We start from the raw sequence: 19,938 nt of genomic DNA, 5'->3' as shown, positions 1-19,938 counted from the left end.
ATGGCCGTGAAGGTCTACCGGGACGCCTGGGGCGTACCGCATCTGCGCGCGGACGGCGCGAACGAGCTGGCGTACGCCCAGGGCCGCAACGCGGCCCGGGACCGTGCCTGGCAGATGGAGGTCGAGCGGCACCGCTCGCAGGGCACCTCCGCGTCGTTCCTCGGCGCGGAGGCCGTCTCCTGGGACCGGTTCGCCCGGCGGGTCCGGCTGGACGACACCGCCCGGCGGTGCATGGACGCCCTGGAGCGGGAGGACCCCGGCACCGCCGCCTGGGTTCGCTCCTACGTCGACGGGGTCAACGACGGGCTGGCGGAAGGGGCCCGCCGGGCGCCGGAGTTCGCCGCCGCCGGGCTCGTTCCGGGCCTGTGGCGGCCGTGGAGCCCGATGGGTGTCTGGCTGTCGGCGCACATCCTGTTCGCGGGTTTCCCGGCCAAGCTCTGGCGCGACGCCGTCGCCCGCCGCCTGGGGCCCGAGTGGGTGGGGGTGTTCGCCACCGACGGGCCCGGCACCTCCGGCAGCAACGGCTGGCTCGTCCCCGGAGACCGCACCGCCACCGGCGCGGCGATCGTCGCGGGCGACCCCCACCGGTTCATCGAGGACCCGGGCGTCTACCAGCAGATCCGGCTGGCCTGCCCGGAGTTCGACGTCGTCGGTCTCGCCGTCCCGGGCGTCCCCGGCATCGCCCACTTCGGCCACACCGGCCAGGTGGCCTGGGCCATCACCAACGCCATGGCCGACTACCAGGACCTCTACCGCGAACGGCTGCGGCGCACCGGGCCGGACGGCGAGCGGGTGGAGGCGCTGGGTCCGGACGGATGGCGGCCCGCCGAGCGTCACGTGGAGACGATCGAGGTGGCCGGCGGCGAGCCCGTGACGGTCGAGGTGATCGAGACCGGGCGCGGCCCCGTCATCGCCGACGGCGACGAGGCGGCGGAGTGGGCGGATCGGGACTTCCCGGCTCAGGAGCCCCCGGCTCAGGAGCCCCCGGCTCGGGACTCCTCCGCCCCGGGCGTCTTCGGCGCGATCACCCTGCGCCACCCCCCGCGCGTCCGCGCGGACCTCGGCTTCGGTGTGCTTCCCGCCCTGCTGCGGGCCCGGAGCGTCGCCGACGTCGACCGCGCCCTGGACGGCTGGGCGGAACCCGTCAACGTCGTCCTGGCCGCCGACACCGCGGGCGGGACGCTGCACCGGGTGGCGGGCGCCGTCCCCGCGCGCCACCCGGACAACCGGACACGGGTCGTGCCCGCCTGGGAGCCCCGGCACGCCTGGCGGGGCCGGTACGAACCGGTGCCGCGCGAACGCGTGGAGGGGATCGCGGTCATGGCCAACCAGCGCGGGATCGCCGAGCCCCTCGGCGTGGAGTTCGCGCCGCCGCACCGGGCCGAGCGCATCCGGGAGCTGCTGGCGGAGCGGTCCGGGTGGTCCGCGCAGGACATGCCCGCCGTCCACCGCGACACCCTGCTGGCCTCGGCCGCGCCCCTGCTGGACCTGCTGGCGCGCACCGACCCCGGGGAACTGGCGCCGGCCGCCCGGCGGTTGCGGGAGCGGCTGCTGGACTGGGACCGCCGCATGGACGCCGACAGCGCCGGCGCCGCCTCCTTCGCCGCCGTCCGCACCGCGACGGTGCGGCGGCTGGCGGACCACCCGCTGCTGCGGCCGCTGGCGGACCCGCCGCCCGCGCCGGAGGTCTTCCGGCCCTGGCTCGCGCTCGTGCCCCGCGTCGGATACGCCCTGGAGCACCTGCTGGCCACCGGGTTGCTGCCGCTCGCGGACCGGGCCGGGGCCGTACGGGGCGCGGTCGAGGAGGTGGCGGCCCGCGAGGCCGCCGCCCAGGGTCCGCCGGCGCGGTGGGGCGACACCCACCGGCTCGCGCCCTGGCGGGCGCTGCCGGCCGGCCCCGGCGAGTCCTGGCCGGCCCTGGCCGGCGACCACGACTGCGTACTGGCCACCTCCAGCGTGCCCGGGGTCACCGACCTCAGCGCCCGTGCCTCCGCCGCACGCTACGTGTGGGACCTGGCCCGACGCGATGACAGCGTCTGGGTGGTGCCGCTCGGCGCCTCGGGCGTGCCCGGGGACCCGCACCACCGCGATCAGCTCCCGCTGTGGGCGCGCTGCGAGCTGGTCCCGGTCGTCACCGACTGGGACCGGCTCACCGAGGAGTCCGCCGTACCGCACGACCGGTCCGCACCGCACTCACCGCACGCACCGCACGACCGAGGAGAGAAGTGACCACCCCAGCCTCGCCCTCCGGCGCCCCGTCCCCCCGGCGCCGCGAAGCCGTGCACGAGACCCGCGTCGAGGGCTTCGGCACCGTCCGCGTCGTCCCCGTGGACCCCGCCCGCGACATCGACCTGCTGTACGGCTGGGTGACCCGGGAGCGGGCCCGCTTCTGGGGGATGCTCGACCACACCCGCGAAGAGGTCCTGGAGACCTACGAGTACCTGGACTCCCTGTCCACGCACCACGCCTACCTGATCCACCTCGACGACCGGCCGGTCGCCCTCTTCCAGACCTACGAGCCGGACGCCGACCCGGTCGGCGAGTACTACGAGGTGCGGCCGGGGGACTTCGGCATCCATCTGATGGTCGGCCCCGCGGACGGCGGGGCGCGTCCGGGTTTCACCGGCACCCTGCTGACCGTCTTCCTGGCCCACCTGCTGGCCGAGGACCCCGGCCGCAGGCGGATCGTCGCCGAGCCCGACGCCCGCAACGAGAAGGCCGTCTCCCGGCTGCTGCGGACCGGTTTCGTCCTCGGCCCCGAGGTCGAACTGCCGCACAAGCGGGCCCGGTTGGTCTTCCTCGACCGGGACGCCTTCCTCTCCCGCGCCTCGTCCCGGCCCTCCTGAGGGGACGGGGGCGCCCGGCATGGTCCGGGTGTGTCGGTGGGCACGGCTACGGTGCTGTCGTGATCGACTCCGACGACGTCCGCCGTATCGCGCTGTCCCTCCCGGAGACCGTGGAGAAGGAGGCATGGAGCATGCCCACCTTCCGGGTGGCCGGGAAGATGTACATCACCGTCCCCGACGACGAGACCTCCGTCGCCGTGCGCTGCCCGCGCCACGAGCGCACCGAGCTGATCGCGGCCGAGCCGGAGAAGTTCTGGGTGCCGCCCCACGAGGCGTCCTCGGCATGGGTGCGGGTCAGGTTGGCCGCCCTGGAGGACGTCGCCGAACTGCGCGACATCCTCGTCGACTCGTGGCGGCAGGCGGCCCCCGAGCGGCTGCTGGAGGCGCATCCGGACCTGGTGCCGGGCGGTGCGGTGGGCCCGTAGGCGCGGCCCCGGGGCCGGGCCGGGCGCGGTGGAGGCGCCCGGCCCCCCTCAGCGGTGGCGGCCGGACGCCTCCACCGCGTCCCCGCGCCCGCCGGCGCCGGCGCCGCGCTGCCGCAGGACCCTCAGGGCGGTCTCGCACCACTGGATGTTCTCGCGCTCGAAGGCGATGCCGCGCAGCAGTGTGAGGTAGGGGCCCACACGCCGGGCCTGCGCGAGGTACTCCTCCTCGGTCCGCCCGTCCAGCAGCTTGGCGCGCCCCCGCTCGTAGCGGGCCAGTTTGGCCGTCGACCACTCCAGCTGCGTCTCGACGGCGGCCCGGACGCCCTCGACGTCGCCCACGTCGGCGCTCTGGACCTTCACCAGCAGTTCGTCGCGGATGACGGTGGGCCGGGCGGGAGCGGCGGCGGTGTACTCGCGCAGTGCGGCGTATCCGGCCTCGGTCAGGGAGAACAGGCGCTTGTTGGGCCGCCGTTCCTGCTGGACGACGCGGGCGGCGACGAGCCCCTCCCGCTCCATGCGCTCGAGTTCGCGGTAGAGCTGCTGGGGGGTGGCGGTCCAGAAGTTCGCGACCGAGGAGTCGAATCCCTTGGCCAGGTCCCAGCCCGACGCCTCGCCTTCCAGCAGGGCCGCCATCACCGCGTTGCGCAGAGCCATCCCCGTATTGGAGCACGGGGGCGACCTGCCGACAAATCGGCTGTTCCGTGCCCGCGGGCGCGGTTTCGGCCGAGTGTGGACAGACTCCCCGCCGGGATCTACTCTCCAACGCACTTAGTAAACTTTTTGTCCATAGAGGTGGTCGGCATGAACCCCTTCCGGCGCGCCGTGGAGGCCCGCGACGAGCAGGCGATGGCGGATCTGCTGGCCGAGGACGTCGTCTTCACCAGCCCTGTCGCGTTCAGGCCCTACGAGGGGAAGGCGATCACCGCGGCGATCCTGCGCGGTGTGACGCGGGTCTTCGAGGACTTCTCCTACACCCGTGAGATCTCCGATCCGGGCGGCCGGGACCACGCCCTCGTCTTCACCGCCACGGTCGGCGGCCGGCGGGTCCAGGGCTGTGACCTCCTGCACTTCGACGAGGACGGCAGGATCGACGACCTCACCGTCATGGTCCGCCCGCTGTCCGCCGCCCAGGCGCTCGCCGAGGCCATGGGCGCGCAGTTCGAGCGGATCTCGCGCGAGGCCGCCGGCCGCTGACCGCCGGCCCGCCCGGCCCCTCGCCCCGCAGCCTCGTCACACCGCACCGTCCCGCCGCACCGCCCTGCCCCGCCGCCCCCACGCGCACCGAACCGGGAGAACGACCGCATGACCGCCTACCCCCATCTGCTCCGGCCGCTGGACCTGGGCTTCACCACCCTGCCCAACCGGGTCGTCATGGGCTCGATGCACGTCGGGCTGGAGGAGGCCCCCGACGGCTTCTCCCGGATGGCCGCCTTCTACGCCGAACGCGCCCGCGGCGGTGTCGGCCTGATCGTCACCGGCGGCATAGCCCCCAACGAGGCCGGACGCCCCTACCCCGGCGGCGCCATGCTCACCACCGAGGAGGAGGCCGAACGCCACCGCACCGTCACCGACGCCGTCCACGCCGAGGGCGGCCGCATCGCGATGCAGATCCTCCACTTCGGCCGCTACGCCTACCACCCCGACCTCGTCGCCCCGAGCCCGCTGAAGGCCCCGATCAGCCCCCACACCCCGCGCGAACTCACCGACGCCGAGGTGGAGCAGACGATCGAGGACTTCGCCCGCTGCGCCGCCCTCGCCCGGTCCGCGGGCTACGACGGCGTGGAGATCATGGGCTCCGAGGGCTACCTCGTCAACGAGTTCATCGCCTCCGCCACCAACCACCGCACCGACCGCTGGGGCGGCTCGTACGCCAACCGCATGCGCTTCCCCGTCGAGATCGTGCGCCGGGTCCGCGAGCGTGTCGGCGAGGACTTCATCATCGTCTACCGGCTGTCCATGCTCGACCTGGTCCCCGGCGGCTCCACCTTCCCCGAGGTCGTCGAGCTGGCCCGGGCCGTCGAGGCCGCGGGCGCCACCATCATCAACACCGGCATCGGCTGGCACGAGGCGCGCATCCCCACCATCGCCACCTCCGTGCCCCGCGGCGCGTACACCTGGGTCACCCGCAGGCTGATGGGATCCGTCTCCGTCCCCCTGGTCACCTGCAACCGCATCAACAATCCCGAGCTGGCCGAGCGGATCCTCGCCGACGGCGACGCCGACATGGTCTCCCTGGCCCGCCCCATGCTCGCCGACGCCGACTTCGTCGCCAAGGCGGCCGCCGGCACGCCCGAGGCGATCAACACCTGCATCGGCTGCAACCAGGCCTGTCTGGACCACACCTTCAACCTCAAGATCACTTCCTGTCTGGTCAATCCCCGGGCCTGCCACGAGACCGAGCTCGTCCTGGAGCCCACCCGCCGGGTCAAGGACATCGCGGTGGTCGGCGCCGGACCGGCCGGGCTCGCCTTCGCCGTCTCCGCGGCCGAGCGCGGCCACACCGTCACCCTGTACGACGCGGCCCCCGAGATCGGCGGGCAGCTCAACACCGCCCGCCGGGTCCCCGGCAAGCAGGAGTTCGACGAGACCCTGCGCTACTACCGCCACCGGCTCGACGCCCTCGGCGTCGAGCAGCGCCTGGGCGCCGAGGTCACCGCCGGGCGGCTCGCGGACGCCGGGCACGACGAGATCGTCCTGGCCACCGGTGTCACCCCCCGCGTCCCCGAGATCCCCGGCATCGACCACCCCAGCGTGGTGGGCTACCTCGACGTCCTCCACGGCCGCGGGCCCGTCGGCCGGCGCGTCGCGATCCTGGGCGCGGGAGGCATCGGCTTCGACGTCGCCGCCTACCTCACCCACCCCGGGCCGGACGGCGCACCGGGCGAGCCGGAGACGGCGGAGGCGTTCCTCGCCCGCTGGGGCGTCGACACCGAGTACCGCTCCCCCGGCGGCCTGACCGAGCCCGTCCACCCCGCCGGCGCGCGCACCGTCCACCTGCTCCAGCGCAAGACGAGCAAGGTCGGCGCGGGCCTGGGCAAGACCACCGGCTGGATCCACCGCACCGAGCTCAGGCAGCGCGGCGTCACCATGCTCGCCGGCGTCACCTACGAGCGCATCGACGACGAGGGCCTGCACATCACCGTCGACGGGCGCCCCCAGGTGCTGCCGGTGGACACCGTCGTGCTGTGCACCGGACAGGAACCCCGGCGCGACCTGTACGACGAGCTGGCCGGGCGCGGCGTCAAGGCCCATCTCATCGGCGGCGCCGACATCGCCGCCGAACTCGACGCCAAGCGGGCGATCGACCAGGGCACCCGCCTGGCTGCCGCCCTGTAGGGCACCGCAGGGCGCGGGACGGGCGGGACGGCCTCCGCGGAGCGGACGGCCCCGCCCGTCCCGTCAGCCGCGCAGGGCCGCCTCCACGACGGCCGCCCACTGGGCCACGACCCGCTCACGGCGGGCGCTGTCGTCGGTCAGGAGGTTGGCCAGGCCCAGTCCGCGGGCCATGTCGAGCAGGCCCTGCACGGTCTCCCGCACTCCGGGCACGCTCTCGTCCGCGCCCAGCAGACGCACCGCCATACGGTGCGTCTCCCTGCCGATGCGCGCCTCCAGCGCGGTCACCCGGGGAGCGAGCTGGGGCTCGTTGGAGGCGGCGACCCACAACTGGAGCGCGGCGCGGAAGAGTTCGCCGGTGTAGAGGCCGACGATCGCCTCGACGGCCTCCCGGACGCCGGCCGGGCGCGGCAGGTCCCGCAGGACGGCCGACCGCTCCTCGGCGACGTACTCCACCGCCGCCGTGAACAGGTCCTCACGGGTGGGGAAGTGGTGCTGGGCCGCCCCGCGGGTGACGCCCGCGTGCTCGGCCACGACCGCGACCGTGCTGCCCGCCCAGCCGCGCCCGGCCAGGCAGGCCACGGCCGACTGGAGCAGACGCCGCCGGGTGGCGCGGCTGCGGTCCTGCTTGGGCGCGTTGCCCCGTGCGGTCAGTGGTGCACCCATCGGGGGTCCCGTCGTTCGAGGAAGGCGGACATGCCCTCGCGCGCCTCGTCCGAGGCGAACAGCCGCGCGGAGAGCTCCGCCAGGCTATCGGTGTCCCGGTCGAACACCCGCAGCACCTCCGCCGTGACCAGGCGTTTGGACTCCGCCAGGCCCTGCGGCGAGCCGCGCCGCAGCCCGTCCAGGACCGGCTCCAGCGCGGTGTCCACGTCCTCGGCCGCGATGGTGACCAGCCCGATGCGGGCCGCCTCGGCCGCATCGAACCGCTCGCCGGTCAGGTAGTACCGCCCGGCCGCCCGCGCGTCCAGCCGCGGCAGCAGCGGCAGGGAGATCACCGCGGGGGCCAGCCCGAGCCGTGCCTCGGTGAAGGCGAAGGTCGCGCCGGGACCGGCCACCGCGATGTCGCAGGCGGCCACCAGTCCGGCACCGCCCGCCCGTACGTGCCCGGTGACGCGGGCGACGACGGGTTTGGGGAAGGCCACGACCTTGCGCAGCAGCCGTGCCAGGCCCAGGGGGGCGCCGGTCGGCCCGGCCGCCGCGCCCGCCTCGTTCAGGTCGGCGCCGGCGCAGAAGGTGGTGCCGGTGTGGGTGAGCAGCACCGCCCGGGTGTCCGGGTCGTGCCCGGCCGCCTCCAGGTGCGCGTGCAACTCGCCCGCCAGCCGGGCGGAGAGGGCGTTGCGGTTGTGCGGCGAGTCCAGGGTGAGGGTGGTGACGCCCCGACCGGCCGAGCTTCGCACCAGGGGCCCGCCGTCCCTGCCGCCCCCGCCGTCCGTGTCCGTCCCGCAGCCCGTGTCCGTCATGCCGTGGCCCCCCTCTCCCCGCCCCGCTCGCGCTCCCGGGCCCGCAGTTCGCGCCGCAGGATCTTGCCGCTGGCGGCGCGCGGCACGGTGTCGGTGAATTCCACCCGCCGCACCTTCTTGTAGGGGGCGACGTGCGCGGCCACGTGCGCCAGCACGTCCCCGGCGGTGAGGTCCGCGCCCTCGCGGCGCACCACGTACGCCTTGGGCACCTCGTTGCCGTCCTCGTCGCGGACGCCGATGACCGCCGCGTCGGCGATGCCGGGGTGGGCCAGCAGCACGGCCTCCAGGTCGGCCGGGGCGACCTGGTAGCCCTTGTACTTGATCAGCTCCTTGACCCGGTCGACGACGTACAGCCAGCCGTCGTCGTCCACCCGTCCCACGTCGCCGGTGTGCAGCCAGCCGTCGGCGTCGACCATGGCCGCGGTCTCGTCCGCGCGGCCCAGGTAGCCCCTCATCACCTGCGGTCCGCGGATCCAGATCTCGCCCTCCTGCCCGGCGCCCAGGTCGCGGCCGGGATCGTCCAGGGCGGTGATCCGCATCTCGGTGTTCGGCAGCAGCTTCCCCACCGTCCCCGGCGGAGGGTGCTCCTCCGCCAGCGGCACCACATGGGTGCCCGGCGACAGCTCGGTCATCCCGTACGCCTGCCGCACCGTGGACAGGCCCAGCCGCCGGGCGCACGCCCGGGCGAGGCCGGCGTCCAGCGGGGCGGCGGCGCTGACCACATGGCGTACCGAGGACAGGTCGTAGGAGTCCACCGCCGGGTGCTTGGCCAGGGCCAGCACGATGGGCGGCGCCACGTACAGATCGGTGATCCGGTGCCTGGCCACGGCGCCGAGGAACTGCTCCAGGTCGAAGCGGGGCAGGACGACGACGGTGGCGCCCCGCCGCAGGGGCGCGTTCATCAGGGCGGTCAGCCCGTATATGTGGAAGAACGGCAGCACGGCCAGCAGCCGGTCCTCCGGGCCGCCGGGCGCGACCGGCTGGAGCTGGGCGAGGTTGGTGGCGATGCTGCGGTGGGTGAGCATCACGCCCTTGGGCGCGGCGGTGGTGCCCGATGAGTAGGGCAGGGCGGCCAGGTCCTCGCCCGGGTCGATGGCGACGTCCGGCTCGGGGTCGTCGGTGAGGAGCATGTCCTGGATCGAACGGTGTCCGTCGGCCCGGTCGCAGACGACGATCTCCCGGATCCCGCCCGCGCGTTCGGCCGCCTGCCGGGCGGTGGCCAGCAGGGGTGAGACGGTGACGATCCAGCGGGCGCGGGAGTCGGCGAGCTGCCGGGCGAACTCCTCGGCGGTGGCCAGCGGGTGGACGGTGGTGACCGCGGCGCCGCACCGGGTGGCGGCGTAGAAGACGGCCGGGTAGGCGATGGTGTTGGGGCTGTGCAGGGCGAGCACGTCGCCCTTGCGCAGGCCGGAGGCGGCGAACGCGGCGGCGATGCGGCGGCTGGAGCCGTCGAGTTGCGCGTAGGTGAGTTCGGTGCCCTCCACCCCGTCGACCAGCGCGGGGCGGTCGGCGAAGTCGCGGGCGGAAGCCCCCAGGACGGCGTCGTGGACGGGCTGGTCGAGGAGCGGGACATCGGCGTACTCGCTGCGGAACACGGTGTCCTCCGGAGGAAGGGCGGAGTGGCTCAGTAGGACCTGGGCAGTCCCAGGGTCCGGTGGGAGACGAAGTTGAGGATCATCTCCCGGCTGACCGGCGCGATACGGGCCACGCGGGAGGCGGTGACGAGGGAGCCCAGACCGTACTCGCTGGTCAGGCCGTTGCCGCCGAGGGTGTGCACGGCGCGGTCGACGGCCTTCGCGCATGCCTCCGCCGCCGCGTACTTGGCCATGTTGGCCGCCTCGCCAGCCCCCGCGTCGTCGCCGGCGTCGTACAGCAGGGCCGCCTTGCGCGTCATCAGGCGGGCCAGTTCGATCTCGACGTGCGCCTCGGCCAGCGGGTGGGCGACGGCCTGGTGGGCGCCGATCGGCTCCTTCCACACCTGCCGGGTGCGGGCGTAGTCCACCGCCCTGCCGACGGCGAAGCGGCCCATGCCGAGGGCGAACGCGGCGGTCATGATCCGCTCGGGGTTGAGTCCGGCGAAGAGCTGGAGCAGTCCGGCGTCCTCGTCGCCGACGAGCGCGTCCGCGGGCAGCCGTACGTCGTCCAGCACCAGTTCGAACTGCTTCTCGGGGGCGGACAGTTCCATCTCGATCATGCTGCGGGAGAAGCCCGGGGCGTCCCGGGGGAGGATGAACAGGCAGGGCTTGAGGCGTCCGGTGCGGGCGTCCTCGGTACGGCCCACGATCAGGGTGGCGTCGGCGATGTCCACGCCGGAGACGAAGACCTTGCGGCCGTTCAGGACCCACTCCCCGCCGGCGCGGCGGGCGGTGGTGGTGATGCGGTGGGAGTTGGAGCCGGCGTCCGGCTCGGTGATGCCGAACGCCATCTTCCGGCTGCCGTCGGCCAGTCCGGGCAGCCAGGCGCGCTTCTGCTCCTCGGTGCCGAAGCGGGCGATGACGGTGCCGGTGATGGCGGGGGTGACGATGAGCATGAGCAGCGGGCAGCCCACCGCGCCCAGTTCCTCCAGCACGATCGACAGCTCGGTGATGCCGCCGCCTCCTCCCCCGTACTCCTCGGGGAGGCTGACGCCGAGGTAGCCGAGCTTTCCCGCCTCCCGCCACAGTTCGTCGGTCTGCCCGCCCGCCCGGCGCACCCGCTCGAAGTACTCGCGGCCGTAGCGCCCGCCGAGTGCGGCGACGGCCGCGCGCAGCGCCCGCTGCTCGCCGGTCTCCAGCAGTGCCGTTCCCGTGTGCCCGGCGCACTGTTCGGTGGTCATGCCCCTGCCCCTTCGTCGGTTGCCGGACTCGCCGGCGGTTCCGCGCCGCCGGTGCGGCCCTGCTCCTCGGAGACGACGACCGCGAGGACGGCGCCGACCTCCACGCGCTGTCCGGCGGTCACCCGCAGCTCCCGCAGCACCCCGTCGGCCGGCGCCGTGACGCGGTGCTCCATCTTCATCGCCTCCAGCCACAGCAGCGGCTGTCCCGCCGTCACCGCGTCGCCCGCGGTGAGGCGGTCGGCGACGCGCACGACCGTGCCGGGCATCCGCGCCAGCAGCGAGCCGGGCTCGGTGCGGTCGTGCGGATCGGGGAAGCGCGGCAGCGCCGTGAAGGCGTACGCGCCCAGCGGCGAGTCCACGAAGACCCTCGCCCGCTCCTCCCCTCCGCCCGGCCCGTTCGGCCCGCCCGGGTACGCCGCGACGTCGAAGCCGTGCCGTACGCCGTCGACCTCCAGTTCGACGCGGTCGGCGGCGACGCGCAGGGCGCGTACGCCCGGCAGGTTCTCGGCGAGCGGCGGGCCGCCGCGCGCGGGCCGGTAGCGCACCTCCAGTTCGGTCCCGCCGGGTTCGGCCCGGTAGCGCCCGGTCTGCGGGCCGGAGGGGATGTTGCGCCAGCCGCCGAGCCGCCCGGAGACGGTCCGCGCGGCCGTGCGGCGCGCCTCGGCGTCCGCCAGTGCCGCCGCGAACGCGGCCGCGCGCAGGCGCCGTTCGCCGTCCGGGGGCTCCTGGCACAGGTGCGTCAGATACCGGTCGTAGAAGCCGGTGTCCAGGCGTGCGGAGGTGAAGTCGGGGTGCCGCAGCGAGCGCACCAGCAGGTCGCGGTTGGTGGCCGGCCCGTGGATGTGGGCCCGCTCCAGCGCGTGGGCCAGTTTCCGCACGGCTTCGGCGCGGGTGGGCGCCCAGGCGATGACCTTGGCCAGCATCGGGTCGTAGTGGACGGTGACCTCGTCACCGCCGGCCACCCCCGCGTCCAGCCGCACCCCGGGACCGCCGGGCACCTCCAGACGGTGCACCCGCCCGGTCTGCGGGCGCCACTGCCGGGCCGGGTCCTCCGCGTAGAGGCGGGCCTCGACGGCGTGGCCCCGCGGCTCGGGCGGCTGCGCGGCGGGCAGCGGGGAGCCCTCGGCGATCCGCAGTTGCAGTGCGACGAGGTCGAGGCCGTACACGCACTCGGTGACGGGGTGCTCGACCTGGAGGCGGGTGTTCATCTCCAGGAAGTACGCCCGCCCGTCCGGCGCGAGGAGGAACTCCACCGTGCCCGCGCCCCGGTAGCCGACCGCGCGCGCCGCACGCTCGGCCGCACCGTGCAGTCCGGTGCGCTGCTCCCCGGTCAGGTGCGGTGCGGGGGCCTCCTCGATCACCTTCTGGTGGCGGCGCTGGAGCGAGCAGTCGCGGGTGCCCAGGGCCCACACCGTGCCGTGGCCGTCCGCCAGGACCTGCACCTCCACATGGCGTCCGCGCTCGACGTAGGGCTCGGTGAAGACCTCCCCGTCGCCGAAGGCGGCCGCCGCCTCCGCCGACGCGGCACGCACCTCGCCCTCCAGCGCGGCCAGTTCGCGCACGATCCGCATGCCGCGCCCACCGCCGCCCGCCGCGGCCTTGACCAGCAGCGGCAGGTCCTCCTCGCGCGCCTCACCGGGCCGCACCGGCGCCAGCAGGGGCACCCCGGCCCTGTCCATCAGCTCCTTGGCGCGGGTCTTGGAGGCCATGGCCTCGATCGCCTCGGGAGGCGGGCCGATCCAGACCAGGCCCGCCTCCAGCACCGCCCGGGCGAAGCCGGCGTTCTCCGAGAGGAAGCCGTAGCCGGGGTGGACGGCGTCCGCGCCCGCCGCCAGTGCGGCCGCCACGATCAGGTCGCCGCGCAGATAGGTGTCGGCGGGTGCGTCGCCGGGCAGCGACACGGCCGCGTCGGCCTCCCGCGCGTGAGGGGCGTCCGCGTCCGCGTCGGAGTGGACGGCGACGGTGGCGACGCCCAGCTCCCGGCAGGTGCGGAAGACACGCCGGGCGATCTCGCCGCGGCCCGCGACCAGGACGGAGCCGATGGTCCGTCCCGCATCCGGTTCTGTCGACACGTCCACTCCTCACATCCGGAAGACGCCGAAGCCGCCGCGCGCGCCCGCCACCGGTGCGCTGTGCACGGCCGACAGGCACATGCCGAGCACGGTGCGGGTGTCGCGCGGGTCGATGACGCCGTCGTCGTAGAGCCGCCCGGACAGGAACACCGGCAGCGACTCGGCCTCGATCTGCTGCTCGACCGCGGCGCGCAGCGTCGCGTCGCCCTCCTCGTCGTAGGGCCTGCCCCTGGCCGCCGCGGACTCGCGCATCACGATGGAGAGCACTCCGGCGAGCTGCCGCGGGCCCATGACGGCGGACTTGGCGCTGGGCCAGGCGAAGAGGAAGCGCGGGTCGTAGGCCCGGCCGCACATGCCGTAGTGGCCGGCGCCGTAGCTCGCCCCCATCAGCACGGACAGATGCGGCACCTTGGAGTTGGAGACCGCGTTGATCATCATCGCGCCGTGCTTGATGATGCCGCCCTGCTCGTACTCGGTGCCGACCATGTAGCCGGTGGTGTTGTGGAGGAACAGCAGCGGGGTGTCGCGCTGATTGGCGAGCTGGATGAACTGGGCGGCCTTCTGGGACTCCTGGCTGAACAGCACACCGCGGGCGTTGGCCAGGATGCCGACGGGGTAGCCGTGCAGGGTCGCCCAGCCGGTGGTCAGACTGGTGCCGTAGAGCGGCTTGAACTCGTCGAAGTCGGAGTCGTCGACGATCCGGGCGATCACCTCGCGCGGGTCGAAGGGGGTCTTGAGGTCGCCGGGCACGACGCCCAGCAGTTCGTCCTCGTCGTGGCGCGGCGGGCGTACGGCCGCCGGGTCGGGGGCGGGGTGGGCCTTGGGCCGGTTGAGGCGGGCGATGACGCGGCGGGCCTGGCGCAGCGCGTCGGGCTCGTCCACCGCGAAGTGGTCGGCGAGGCCGGAGACGCGGGCGTGCATGCCGGCGCCGCCCAGTTCCTCCTCGTCGGCCTCCTCGCCGGTGGCCATCCTCACCAGCGGCGGTCCGCCGAGAAACACCCTGGCACCCCGGTCCACCATGATCACGTGGTCGGACATGCCGGGTACGTAGGCGCCGCCCGCGGTGGAGTTGCCGAAGACGACCGCGATCGTGGGGATGCCGGCCTCGCTGAGCCGGGTGAGGTCGCGGAAGAGTGCGCCGCCGGGGATGAAGATCTCCTTCTGGCTGGGCAGGTCCGCCCCTCCGGACTCCACCAGGCTGATGAGCGGCAGCCGGTTGGCCCGGGCGATCTCGTTGGCCCGCAGCGCCTTCTTCAGCGTCCAGGGGTTGCTGGCTCCGCCGCGCACGGTCGGGTCGTTGGCGGTGATCAGGCATTCGACGCCCTCGACCACTCCGATGCCGGTGACCAGCGAGGCGCCGACGGTGTAGTCGCTGCCCCAGGCCGCCAGCGGGGACAGTTCCAGGAAGGGGGTGTCGGGGTCGAGCAGCAGCTCGATCCGCTCGCGGGCCAGGAGTCTGCCGCGTCCGCGGTGGCGGGCGACGTACTTCTCGCCGCCGCCGGCCAGGGCCTTGGCGTGCTCGGCCTCCAGCGCGTCCAGTTTCGCGAGCATCGCCTCGCGGTTGGCGGCGTACTCCGGCGCCGCGGTGTCCAGCGCCGAGCGCAGCACGGTCACAGCAGCTCCTCGGGTACGTCGATGCGGCGGGAGCGCAGCCACTCCCCCAGCGCCTTGCCCTGAGGGTCGAAGCGGGCCTGGGAGGCCACACCCTCGCCGAGGATGCGGTCGATCACGAAGTTCAGTGCGCGCAGGCCGGGCAGCACGTGTCTGGTGACGGGCAACGCGGCGGTCTCCGGCAGCAGTTCGCGCATCCGGTCGGTGGTGAGGGTGTGCGCCAGCCAGCGCCACGTCCGCTCGTCGCGCGCCCACACGCCGATGTTGGCGCTGCCGCCCTTGTCCCCGCTGCGCGCCCCGGCCACGGCGCCCAGCGGCGCCCGCCGGGTGGCTTTCAGGCTCTCTTGCGGCAGCGGCTCGGGCAGCGGGGGCTCGGCCACCGGTTCCAGGGACCGGGTGGCGCGGGGCGGCGGCGGTGCGATCCGCCGCCCGTCCGGCAGTATGGCCGTGTGCGGCACCTCGGCCGCGTCCAGGTACGCCGTCTCGAAGACGCCGTACGGCGCCCCCTTGCCCGGCGGGGCGGTGACGTGGAAGCCGGGGTAGCTGCCGAGCGCCAGCTCGACGGCGGCGCCGCTGACGGCCCGCCCCACCCGGTCGGCGTCCGCGTCCCGCACCACGAGGCGGAGCAGGGCGCTCGCCTCCTCCTGTACGGGCGCGTCCGCGCGGTCGGTGCGGGCCAGGGTCCAGTGGACCTCGGCGGGGCGGCCGCCGGGCGCGGCGTCCAGCCGGTCCTCCATCTGCTCGCGCACCAGCGCCGCCTTGGCCTCGACGTCCAGGCCGGTGAGGACGAAGGTCACCTCGTTGCGGAAGCCGCCCAGGCGGGTCAGGCCCACCTTGAGCGCGGGCGGCGGCGGCTCGCCGCGCACGCCCTCGATCCGCACCCGGTCCTCGCCGTCGGCCCGCAGCCGTACGGTGTCCAGCCGCGCCGTCACATCGGGCCCGGCGTAGCGCGCGCCGGCCGTCTCGTACAGCAGCTGGGCGGTGACGGTGCCGACGGTCACGGCTCCGCCGGTGCCCGGGTGCTTGGTGATCACCGAGCTGCCGTCGCGGTGCAGTTCGGCCAGAGGGAAGCCGGGGCGGCGCACGTCGATCCCCTCGGAGGCGAAGAAGGCGTAGTTGCCGCCGGTGGCCTGGGTGCCGCACTCCAGCACGTGCCCGGCGACCACGGCGCCGGCCAGCGCGTCGCGGCCGGCGGGGTCGCCGGCGTCCCAGCCGAAGCGGGCGGCGGCGGCTCCGGTGACCAGTGCGGCGTCGGTGACCCGGCCGGTCACCACCACGTCGGCGCCCGCCTCCAGGCAGGCGGTGATGCCGGCCCCGCCGAGGTAGGCGTTGGCGGTGAGGACGCCCCCGCCCCAGCCGCCTCGGGCGGTCACGTCGTCGCCCTCGACATGGGCCACCCTGGCCGGCAGGCCGAGCCCGGCGGCCAACTCCCTCACCGCTCCGGCCAGTCCGGCCGGGTTGAGCCCGCCCGCGTTGACCACCAGCGGCACACCGCGTTCGACTGCGAGGCCGAGGGTGTCCTCCAGCTGCCGCAGGAAGGTCCTGGCGTAGCCGAGGCCGGGGTCCCTCATCCGGTCCCGGCCCAGGATCAGCATGGTCAGCTCGGCCAGGTAGTCGCCTGTCAGGACGTCCAGCTCACCGCCGGTGAGCATCTCGCGCACCGCGTCGAAGCGGTCGCCGTAGAAGCCGGAGGCGTTCCCGATCCGCAGCACCCCGCCGTCGGGGGCGGGGCTCATCGCGTGCCTCCGTCTCCGTGGCTGCGCGCCCCCGGCGCCCGCCCGGCGCCGGGCGGGCCCGCGAAGGCCTGGGCGACGGAGAGCCAGCGTTCGGCGGCGGCGCCGGTGGCGCGCAGGGCGGTGTCGTCGCGGTGGACGCGCCGGGTGACGAGCAGGCAGAAGTCCAGCGCGGGCCCGCCGACGCGCTGCGGCGCGTCGGCGGGGCCGTACGTCCACAGCTCGCCGGGAGCGCCGCCGGCCGCCGGGGGCGGGACGAGTTCGACGCGGAACGGATCGGCTGGCGGCTCCAGCCCGTTCACCAGGTGGGCGAAGTCCCGGGTCCGCACGCCGAGTCGGGCGACGTGGCGCAGACGGGCGGTCGGCTCGCGCCGCACGCCGAGGGCCCCGGCGATGTCCTCGCCGTGCGCCCATGTCTCCATCAGCCGGGCCGTGGCCATGCCGGCGGGGCTCATCGGCGGCCCGTACCAGGGGATGCGGTGCCTGCCCGGCCGTGCGGACAGCTCACGGAGCGCACCGGCGAGCGTTCGCCGCCCGGCGCGCCACAGGGCCAGCAGCGCACCGGGCGGCAGCGCGGCGCCGCGGCGGGCTCCGTCGTCGACGTAGGTGTCCACGGCGGCGGGGTCCGCGAGAGCCGCCTCCGCCTCCCGCCGGAACGCCCCGGGATCGCGGGCGGCGAGCAGAGCGCGCTCGTCGGTCCAGGCGAGGTGGGCGATCTGGTGGGCGACGGTCCAGCCGGGCGCCGGGGTGGCGGCCGTCCACCGTTCGCCGGTCTCCTCCGCCAGGGGCGCGACGAGCGCGTCCAGCTCCTCGCCCTCGCTCCGCAGGTCCTCCAGCACCTCGTCCGCAGCCGTGCCCGGCATGCCGCCCTCCCTCGCCTCGGCCGTGTGGGCCCCGCCCGGCGAGCGTGACAGGGACGACGGAAACAATCAAGCGTGCATGCATGGTTTTCTGCGGCCGACACCGGAAGAGGCGGGCGATGAGCCGGGGAACAGATCATCCGGCACGGGGGTTGCGCAGGGAGCCGCCCCGGCCCGGGCCGGGGCGGCAGGGGGCGGCCGCCGGTCGCCCCGACCGACGGAGACGGAAGGGCGAACGATGAAGATCGGCATCATCGGTGCGGGCAACATCGGCGGCAATCTGACCAGGCGGCTGACGGCGCTCGGCCACGACGTGTCGGTGGCGAACTCGCGCGGACCGCACACCCTCACCGCGCTGGCCGAGGAGACCGGGGCCACCCCCGTCGCCGCCTCCGAGGCGGCGCGCGGCGCGGAGGTCGTGGTGGTCACCGTCCCGCTGAAGGCCGTGCCCGACCTGCCCTCCGGGCTGCTCGACGGAGCCGCCCCCGGGGTGGCCGTCATCGACACGGGCAACTACTACCCGCGGCAGCGCGACGGCCGGATCGACGCCATCGAGGACGAGGGGCTGACCGAGAGCCGCTGGACCGAGCGGCAGATCGGCCACCCGGTGGTCAAGGCGTTCAACGGCACCTACGCCCAGGACATCGTCGACAGGCCGCGTCCCTCGGGCGATCCGGAGCGCATGGCCCTGCCGGTGGCCGGGGACGACGAGGACGCCAAGCGCCGCGTGCGGGACCTCATCGAGGAGATGGGCTTCGACACCGTCGACGCGGGCGGCATCGACGACTCCTGGCGCCAGCAGCCCGGCACGCCCGTGTACGGGCTGCGGGCCGGCGCCGAGGAGGTCGCCGCCGCGCTGGCCGAGGCGTCCCCGGAGCGGCCGGCCGACTTCCGCGCCTGACGCCGGGCCGGGCGTCCTGCGCCGGGCGCCCTCGGCCCTCCCCTCCCCCTCCCCGGCTTTCCCGGCTCCTCGCGCTGCGGGCCGCTCGCCGCCATGCCTGCCGCCGTCGGCATGGCGGCCGCCGTCGGCATGAAGTCGCTGAGCAGTTCGCGGGTCTCGCGCACCAGGGGCCTCAGCGGCCGGAACCGGGTGAGGGATGTCGCGCGGGCGACGATCGGCGCGACACGCTCGGCCGGGCGGCGGCTGTTCGCCGATCCCTCGGAGCGGCCGTGGACCCGGAACAGGACGCTGCCCGTTCCTGCTGAGCGTGCGCGCCACACCCGGCCGGCGAGCGGCGCGCACCGGCCCTCGCCGAGCGCCTGACGCGCCGGGGGATGCGGGTGCGTCATCGTGAACGGCGGCGCCTCCGCACGGCCGCGCACCGGCGCGGCGCGGACGGCGCCCCACCACGGCCCCACCGAAGGAGAGGACCCCGTGAAGAGGATCGCCGCCCGGATCTGGCACCGCATCGGCGGCCGGCTGCAGTGGCGCCTGCTGTGGCTTGCCAACCCGAAGTTCATGGTGGGCGTCACCGGCGTCGTGCGCGACGCGGACGGCAACGTGCTCCTCCTCAGACACCGCATGTGGCGCGAGGACCGCCCCTGGGGCCTGCCGACGGGGTACGCGAAGAAGGGCGAGACCTTCCAGGAGACGGTCGTCCGCGAGGTGCGCGAGGAGACCGGGCTCGAGGTGCGCGTCGGCGGACTCGTCCGCCTCACCAGCGGATACCGGTTGCGGGCGGAGGTCGCCTACGAGGCCCGGCTCGTCGGCGGCACCCTCCGGATCGACCCCCTCGAGATCCTGGAGGCGAGGTGGTTCGCGCCCGGTGACCTGCCCGGGGGACTGCAGGAGTCCCACCGGCCTCTGATCGGGCGCGAGGCCGGCCCGGGCCGGAACGCGGAGCCGGAGTGCGGGGCCGCCCGCGGCGGTACACGATGGGAGACGTGACCGACGAGACGCCGTCGCAGCCCCCGATCATCGTCTGGGGCGTGACACACGGGGACCGGCCGTTCCGCACCGTCCAGGTCAGAGGGGGGCCGGTGGGCCTCGCCCATGACCTCACCGACGTGGTCCGGCTGGCGTACGACGCGGGTCTGAGTCCGGTGGACCTGGACGACCCGGCCACCGTGCGCTGGGTGGGCGGCGACAAGTACACCTGGACCTGAACCGCCGCCCCGCTGCCGGACTGCCGGATTCCGGCACCGCCTCACACGTCGTGCCCCCGGGCGGCCAGCCACCGGTGGACAGCGGCCTTGTCGGCCACGCTGACGTGCGCGGGGCCCTGCCTGGAAGGTCCCTCGTCCTCGTTGAACCCGGTGTCGGTGACCCGGGCCGTCACCCAGTCGGCCAGTTCCCTGGCGGCGTCGGAGGACAGGCGGCCCTGTTCCCACTCCTGCCGGGCCCGCTCGGCCGCTTCCGCGTCATGGCGGGCCGCCTCTTCCAGCCAGACCGGTACCAGGCGCCGGACGGCCTGTTCGTCCGCCGGGCCCGTGGGGGGTGTGCTCGGTGAATCGCTCATGGCTCGACGTGTGACCGGCCGGGCCGGATGCCATGCCGGTTTCCCCCGTCCATGCCCCGGCAGGGTCAGCGGAGAGCCCGCGGAGAACCGGCATGGAGGCTGCAGGGGAGGCGGCGGGAAGTCAGCGGGGAAGGGTCTCGGCGCCACCGCCCGGGCTCGTCCGCGGCGCTCGCCACCGCACGGTCCGCGCCACCGCCTCCCTCCGGCCGGCGAAGCGGTCCAGCAGCCACACGGTGCCGTTCAGACCCCAGGTGAGCAGGGCCAGGGCGGCTATGGGCGCGACCACCAGGCCGAGGATGAGAACGATGGTTTCCGTCACGG

The 19,938-nt window shown here is 75.0% G+C and carries 19 protein-coding genes; 8 read left to right on the top strand and 11 right to left on the bottom strand.

The window, feature by feature from the left end; all coding sequences use genetic code 11:
* The 3 genes from QPK52_RS25075 to QPK52_RS25065 are packed head-to-tail and all read left to right on the top strand — an operon-like array spanning nt 1 to nt 3,271.
* Nucleotides 1-2,229 (top strand): penicillin acylase family protein, encoded by a 2,229-nt coding sequence (locus tag QPK52_RS25075; protein WP_410539751.1) that lies wholly within the window; start codon nt 1-3, stop codon nt 2,227-2,229.
* A complete protein-coding gene (locus QPK52_RS25070; RefSeq protein ID WP_410539750.1) occupies nt 2,226-2,846 on the top strand; it encodes a GNAT family N-acetyltransferase in 621 nt (206 codons plus the stop codon). Before QPK52_RS25075 ends, QPK52_RS25070 begins: the two co-directional genes overlap by 4 nt.
* 59 nt (nt 2,847-2,905) lie before the next feature.
* Nucleotides 2,906-3,271 carry an MmcQ/YjbR family DNA-binding protein gene (locus tag QPK52_RS25065; protein ID WP_410539749.1) on the top strand — a complete coding sequence of 122 codons (366 nt, stop codon included), beginning with the start codon at nt 2,906-2,908 and terminating at the stop codon, nt 3,269-3,271.
* A 48-nt stretch (nt 3,272-3,319) separates the two neighbouring features.
* Here QPK52_RS25065 and QPK52_RS25060 read toward each other — a convergent pair whose 3' ends face one another.
* Entirely contained in the window at nt 3,320-3,925 is a 606-nt protein-coding gene (locus tag QPK52_RS25060; RefSeq protein ID WP_410539748.1) for a PadR family transcriptional regulator, read from the bottom strand.
* Between the two features lie 147 nt (nt 3,926-4,072).
* Between QPK52_RS25060 and QPK52_RS25055 the strand changes: the two genes are divergently transcribed.
* Together QPK52_RS25055 and QPK52_RS25050 are read left to right on the top strand one after the other, a co-directional pair.
* Nucleotides 4,073-4,465 carry a nuclear transport factor 2 family protein gene (locus QPK52_RS25055; RefSeq protein WP_410539747.1) on the top strand — a complete coding sequence of 131 codons (393 nt, stop codon included), beginning with the start codon at nt 4,073-4,075 and terminating at the stop codon, nt 4,463-4,465.
* Nucleotides 4,466-4,573: 108 nt separating this feature from the next.
* On the top strand, nt 4,574-6,607 hold the full coding sequence (locus tag QPK52_RS25050) for an FAD-dependent oxidoreductase (RefSeq protein WP_410539746.1): 2,034 nt from the start codon (nt 4,574-4,576) through the stop codon (nt 6,605-6,607).
* Nucleotides 6,608-6,670: 63 nt separating this feature from the next.
* Here QPK52_RS25050 and QPK52_RS25045 read toward each other — a convergent pair whose 3' ends face one another.
* Genes QPK52_RS25045 through QPK52_RS25010 form a run of 8 tightly spaced genes read right to left on the bottom strand, consistent with a single transcriptional unit; the run spans nt 6,671 to nt 17,161 of the window.
* Entirely contained in the window at nt 6,671-7,270 is a 600-nt protein-coding gene (locus tag QPK52_RS25045; RefSeq protein WP_410539745.1) for a TetR/AcrR family transcriptional regulator, read from the bottom strand.
* Nucleotides 7,255-8,067 (bottom strand): enoyl-CoA hydratase family protein, encoded by an 813-nt coding sequence (locus QPK52_RS25040; RefSeq protein WP_410539744.1) that lies wholly within the window; start codon nt 8,065-8,067, stop codon nt 7,255-7,257. Before QPK52_RS25040 ends, QPK52_RS25045 begins: the two co-directional genes overlap by 16 nt.
* Nucleotides 8,064-9,662: a 4-coumarate--CoA ligase family protein gene (locus QPK52_RS25035; RefSeq protein ID WP_410539743.1), complete on the bottom strand. Its 1,599-nt coding sequence runs from the start codon at nt 9,660-9,662 to the stop codon at nt 8,064-8,066. The genes QPK52_RS25040 and QPK52_RS25035 overlap by 4 nt, the downstream gene beginning before the upstream one ends.
* Nucleotides 9,663-9,691: 29 nt before the next feature.
* On the bottom strand, nt 9,692-10,882 hold the full coding sequence (locus QPK52_RS25030) for an acyl-CoA dehydrogenase family protein (RefSeq protein ID WP_410539742.1): 1,191 nt from the start codon (nt 10,880-10,882) through the stop codon (nt 9,692-9,694).
* On the bottom strand, nt 10,879-12,954 hold the full coding sequence (locus QPK52_RS25025) for a biotin carboxylase N-terminal domain-containing protein (RefSeq protein ID WP_410539741.1): 2,076 nt from the start codon (nt 12,952-12,954) through the stop codon (nt 10,879-10,881). Before QPK52_RS25025 ends, QPK52_RS25030 begins: the two co-directional genes overlap by 4 nt.
* 9 nt (nt 12,955-12,963) lie before the next feature.
* Nucleotides 12,964-14,568: an acyl-CoA carboxylase subunit beta gene (locus QPK52_RS25020; protein WP_410539740.1), complete on the bottom strand. Its 1,605-nt coding sequence runs from the start codon at nt 14,566-14,568 to the stop codon at nt 12,964-12,966.
* Nucleotides 14,565-16,301 (bottom strand): acyclic terpene utilization AtuA family protein, encoded by a 1,737-nt coding sequence (locus QPK52_RS25015; protein WP_410539739.1) that lies wholly within the window; start codon nt 16,299-16,301, stop codon nt 14,565-14,567. Before QPK52_RS25015 ends, QPK52_RS25020 begins: the two co-directional genes overlap by 4 nt.
* On the bottom strand, nt 16,298-17,161 hold the full coding sequence (locus QPK52_RS25010) for a TIGR03084 family metal-binding protein (protein WP_410539738.1): 864 nt from the start codon (nt 17,159-17,161) through the stop codon (nt 16,298-16,300). Before QPK52_RS25010 ends, QPK52_RS25015 begins: the two co-directional genes overlap by 4 nt.
* On the opposite strand from QPK52_RS25010, the gene QPK52_RS25005 reads away from it, so the two are divergent.
* The 3 genes from QPK52_RS25005 (at nt 17,160) to QPK52_RS24995 (ending at nt 19,264) form a co-directional block, all read left to right on the top strand.
* Complete coding sequence (locus tag QPK52_RS25005) at nt 17,160-18,059, top strand: NADPH-dependent F420 reductase (protein WP_410539737.1); 900 nt, start codon at nt 17,160-17,162, stop codon at nt 18,057-18,059. The two genes, QPK52_RS25010 and QPK52_RS25005, sit on opposite strands and share 2 nt — an antisense overlap.
* Nucleotides 18,060-18,533: 474 nt before the next feature.
* A complete protein-coding gene (locus tag QPK52_RS25000; protein WP_410539736.1) occupies nt 18,534-19,046 on the top strand; it encodes an NUDIX domain-containing protein in 513 nt (170 codons plus the stop codon).
* Nucleotides 19,034-19,264, top strand: coding sequence for a hypothetical protein (locus QPK52_RS24995; protein WP_410539735.1), 231 nt, complete (start codon nt 19,034-19,036; stop codon nt 19,262-19,264). Before QPK52_RS25000 ends, QPK52_RS24995 begins: the two co-directional genes overlap by 13 nt.
* Before the next feature lie 41 nt (nt 19,265-19,305).
* Here QPK52_RS24995 and QPK52_RS24990 read toward each other — a convergent pair whose 3' ends face one another.
* Together QPK52_RS24990 and QPK52_RS24985 are read right to left on the bottom strand one after the other, a co-directional pair.
* Nucleotides 19,306-19,617: a hypothetical protein gene (locus tag QPK52_RS24990; protein ID WP_410539734.1), complete on the bottom strand. Its 312-nt coding sequence runs from the start codon at nt 19,615-19,617 to the stop codon at nt 19,306-19,308.
* A gap of 121 nt (nt 19,618-19,738) precedes the next feature.
* The gene (locus QPK52_RS24985; RefSeq protein ID WP_410539733.1) at nt 19,739-19,936 is read right to left on the bottom strand and encodes a hypothetical protein; all 198 of its coding nucleotides are present in this window, start codon (nt 19,934-19,936) and stop codon (nt 19,739-19,741) included.
* Nucleotides 19,937-19,938 lie beyond the last annotated feature (2 nt).

Source organism: Streptomyces sp. KL2 (genome assembly GCF_046529545.1).
Taxonomy (GTDB): domain Bacteria; phylum Actinomycetota; class Actinomycetes; order Streptomycetales; family Streptomycetaceae; genus Streptomyces; species Streptomyces radiopugnans.
Note: the sequence above shows the minus strand (reverse complement) of the source record. Positions and strands in the feature narration are given on the sequence as shown.

Coding starts and splice junctions, on each gene's coding strand:
- QPK52_RS25075 (WP_410539751.1), top strand. CDS start 1: ATGGCCGTGAAGGTCTACCGGGACGCCTGGGGCGTACCGCATCTGCGC.
- QPK52_RS25060 (WP_410539748.1), bottom strand. CDS start 3,925: ATGGCTCTGCGCAACGCGGTGATGGCGGCCCTGCTGGAAGGCGAGGCG.
- QPK52_RS25055 (WP_410539747.1), top strand. CDS start 4,073: ATGAACCCCTTCCGGCGCGCCGTGGAGGCCCGCGACGAGCAGGCGATG.
- QPK52_RS25050 (WP_410539746.1), top strand. CDS start 4,574: ATGACCGCCTACCCCCATCTGCTCCGGCCGCTGGACCTGGGCTTCACC.
- QPK52_RS25045 (WP_410539745.1), bottom strand. CDS start 7,270: ATGGGTGCACCACTGACCGCACGGGGCAACGCGCCCAAGCAGGACCGC.
- QPK52_RS25040 (WP_410539744.1), bottom strand. CDS start 8,067: ATGACGGACACGGGCTGCGGGACGGACACGGACGGCGGGGGCGGCAGG.
- QPK52_RS25030 (WP_410539742.1), bottom strand. CDS start 10,882: ATGACCACCGAACAGTGCGCCGGGCACACGGGAACGGCACTGCTGGAG.
- QPK52_RS25015 (WP_410539739.1), bottom strand. CDS start 16,301: ATGAGCCCCGCCCCCGACGGCGGGGTGCTGCGGATCGGGAACGCCTCC.
- QPK52_RS25005 (WP_410539737.1), top strand. CDS start 17,160: ATGCCGCCCTCCCTCGCCTCGGCCGTGTGGGCCCCGCCCGGCGAGCGT.
- QPK52_RS25010 (WP_410539738.1), bottom strand. CDS start 17,161: ATGCCGGGCACGGCTGCGGACGAGGTGCTGGAGGACCTGCGGAGCGAG.
- QPK52_RS24995 (WP_410539735.1), top strand. CDS start 19,034: ATGGGAGACGTGACCGACGAGACGCCGTCGCAGCCCCCGATCATCGTC.
- QPK52_RS24990 (WP_410539734.1), bottom strand. CDS start 19,617: ATGAGCGATTCACCGAGCACACCCCCCACGGGCCCGGCGGACGAACAG.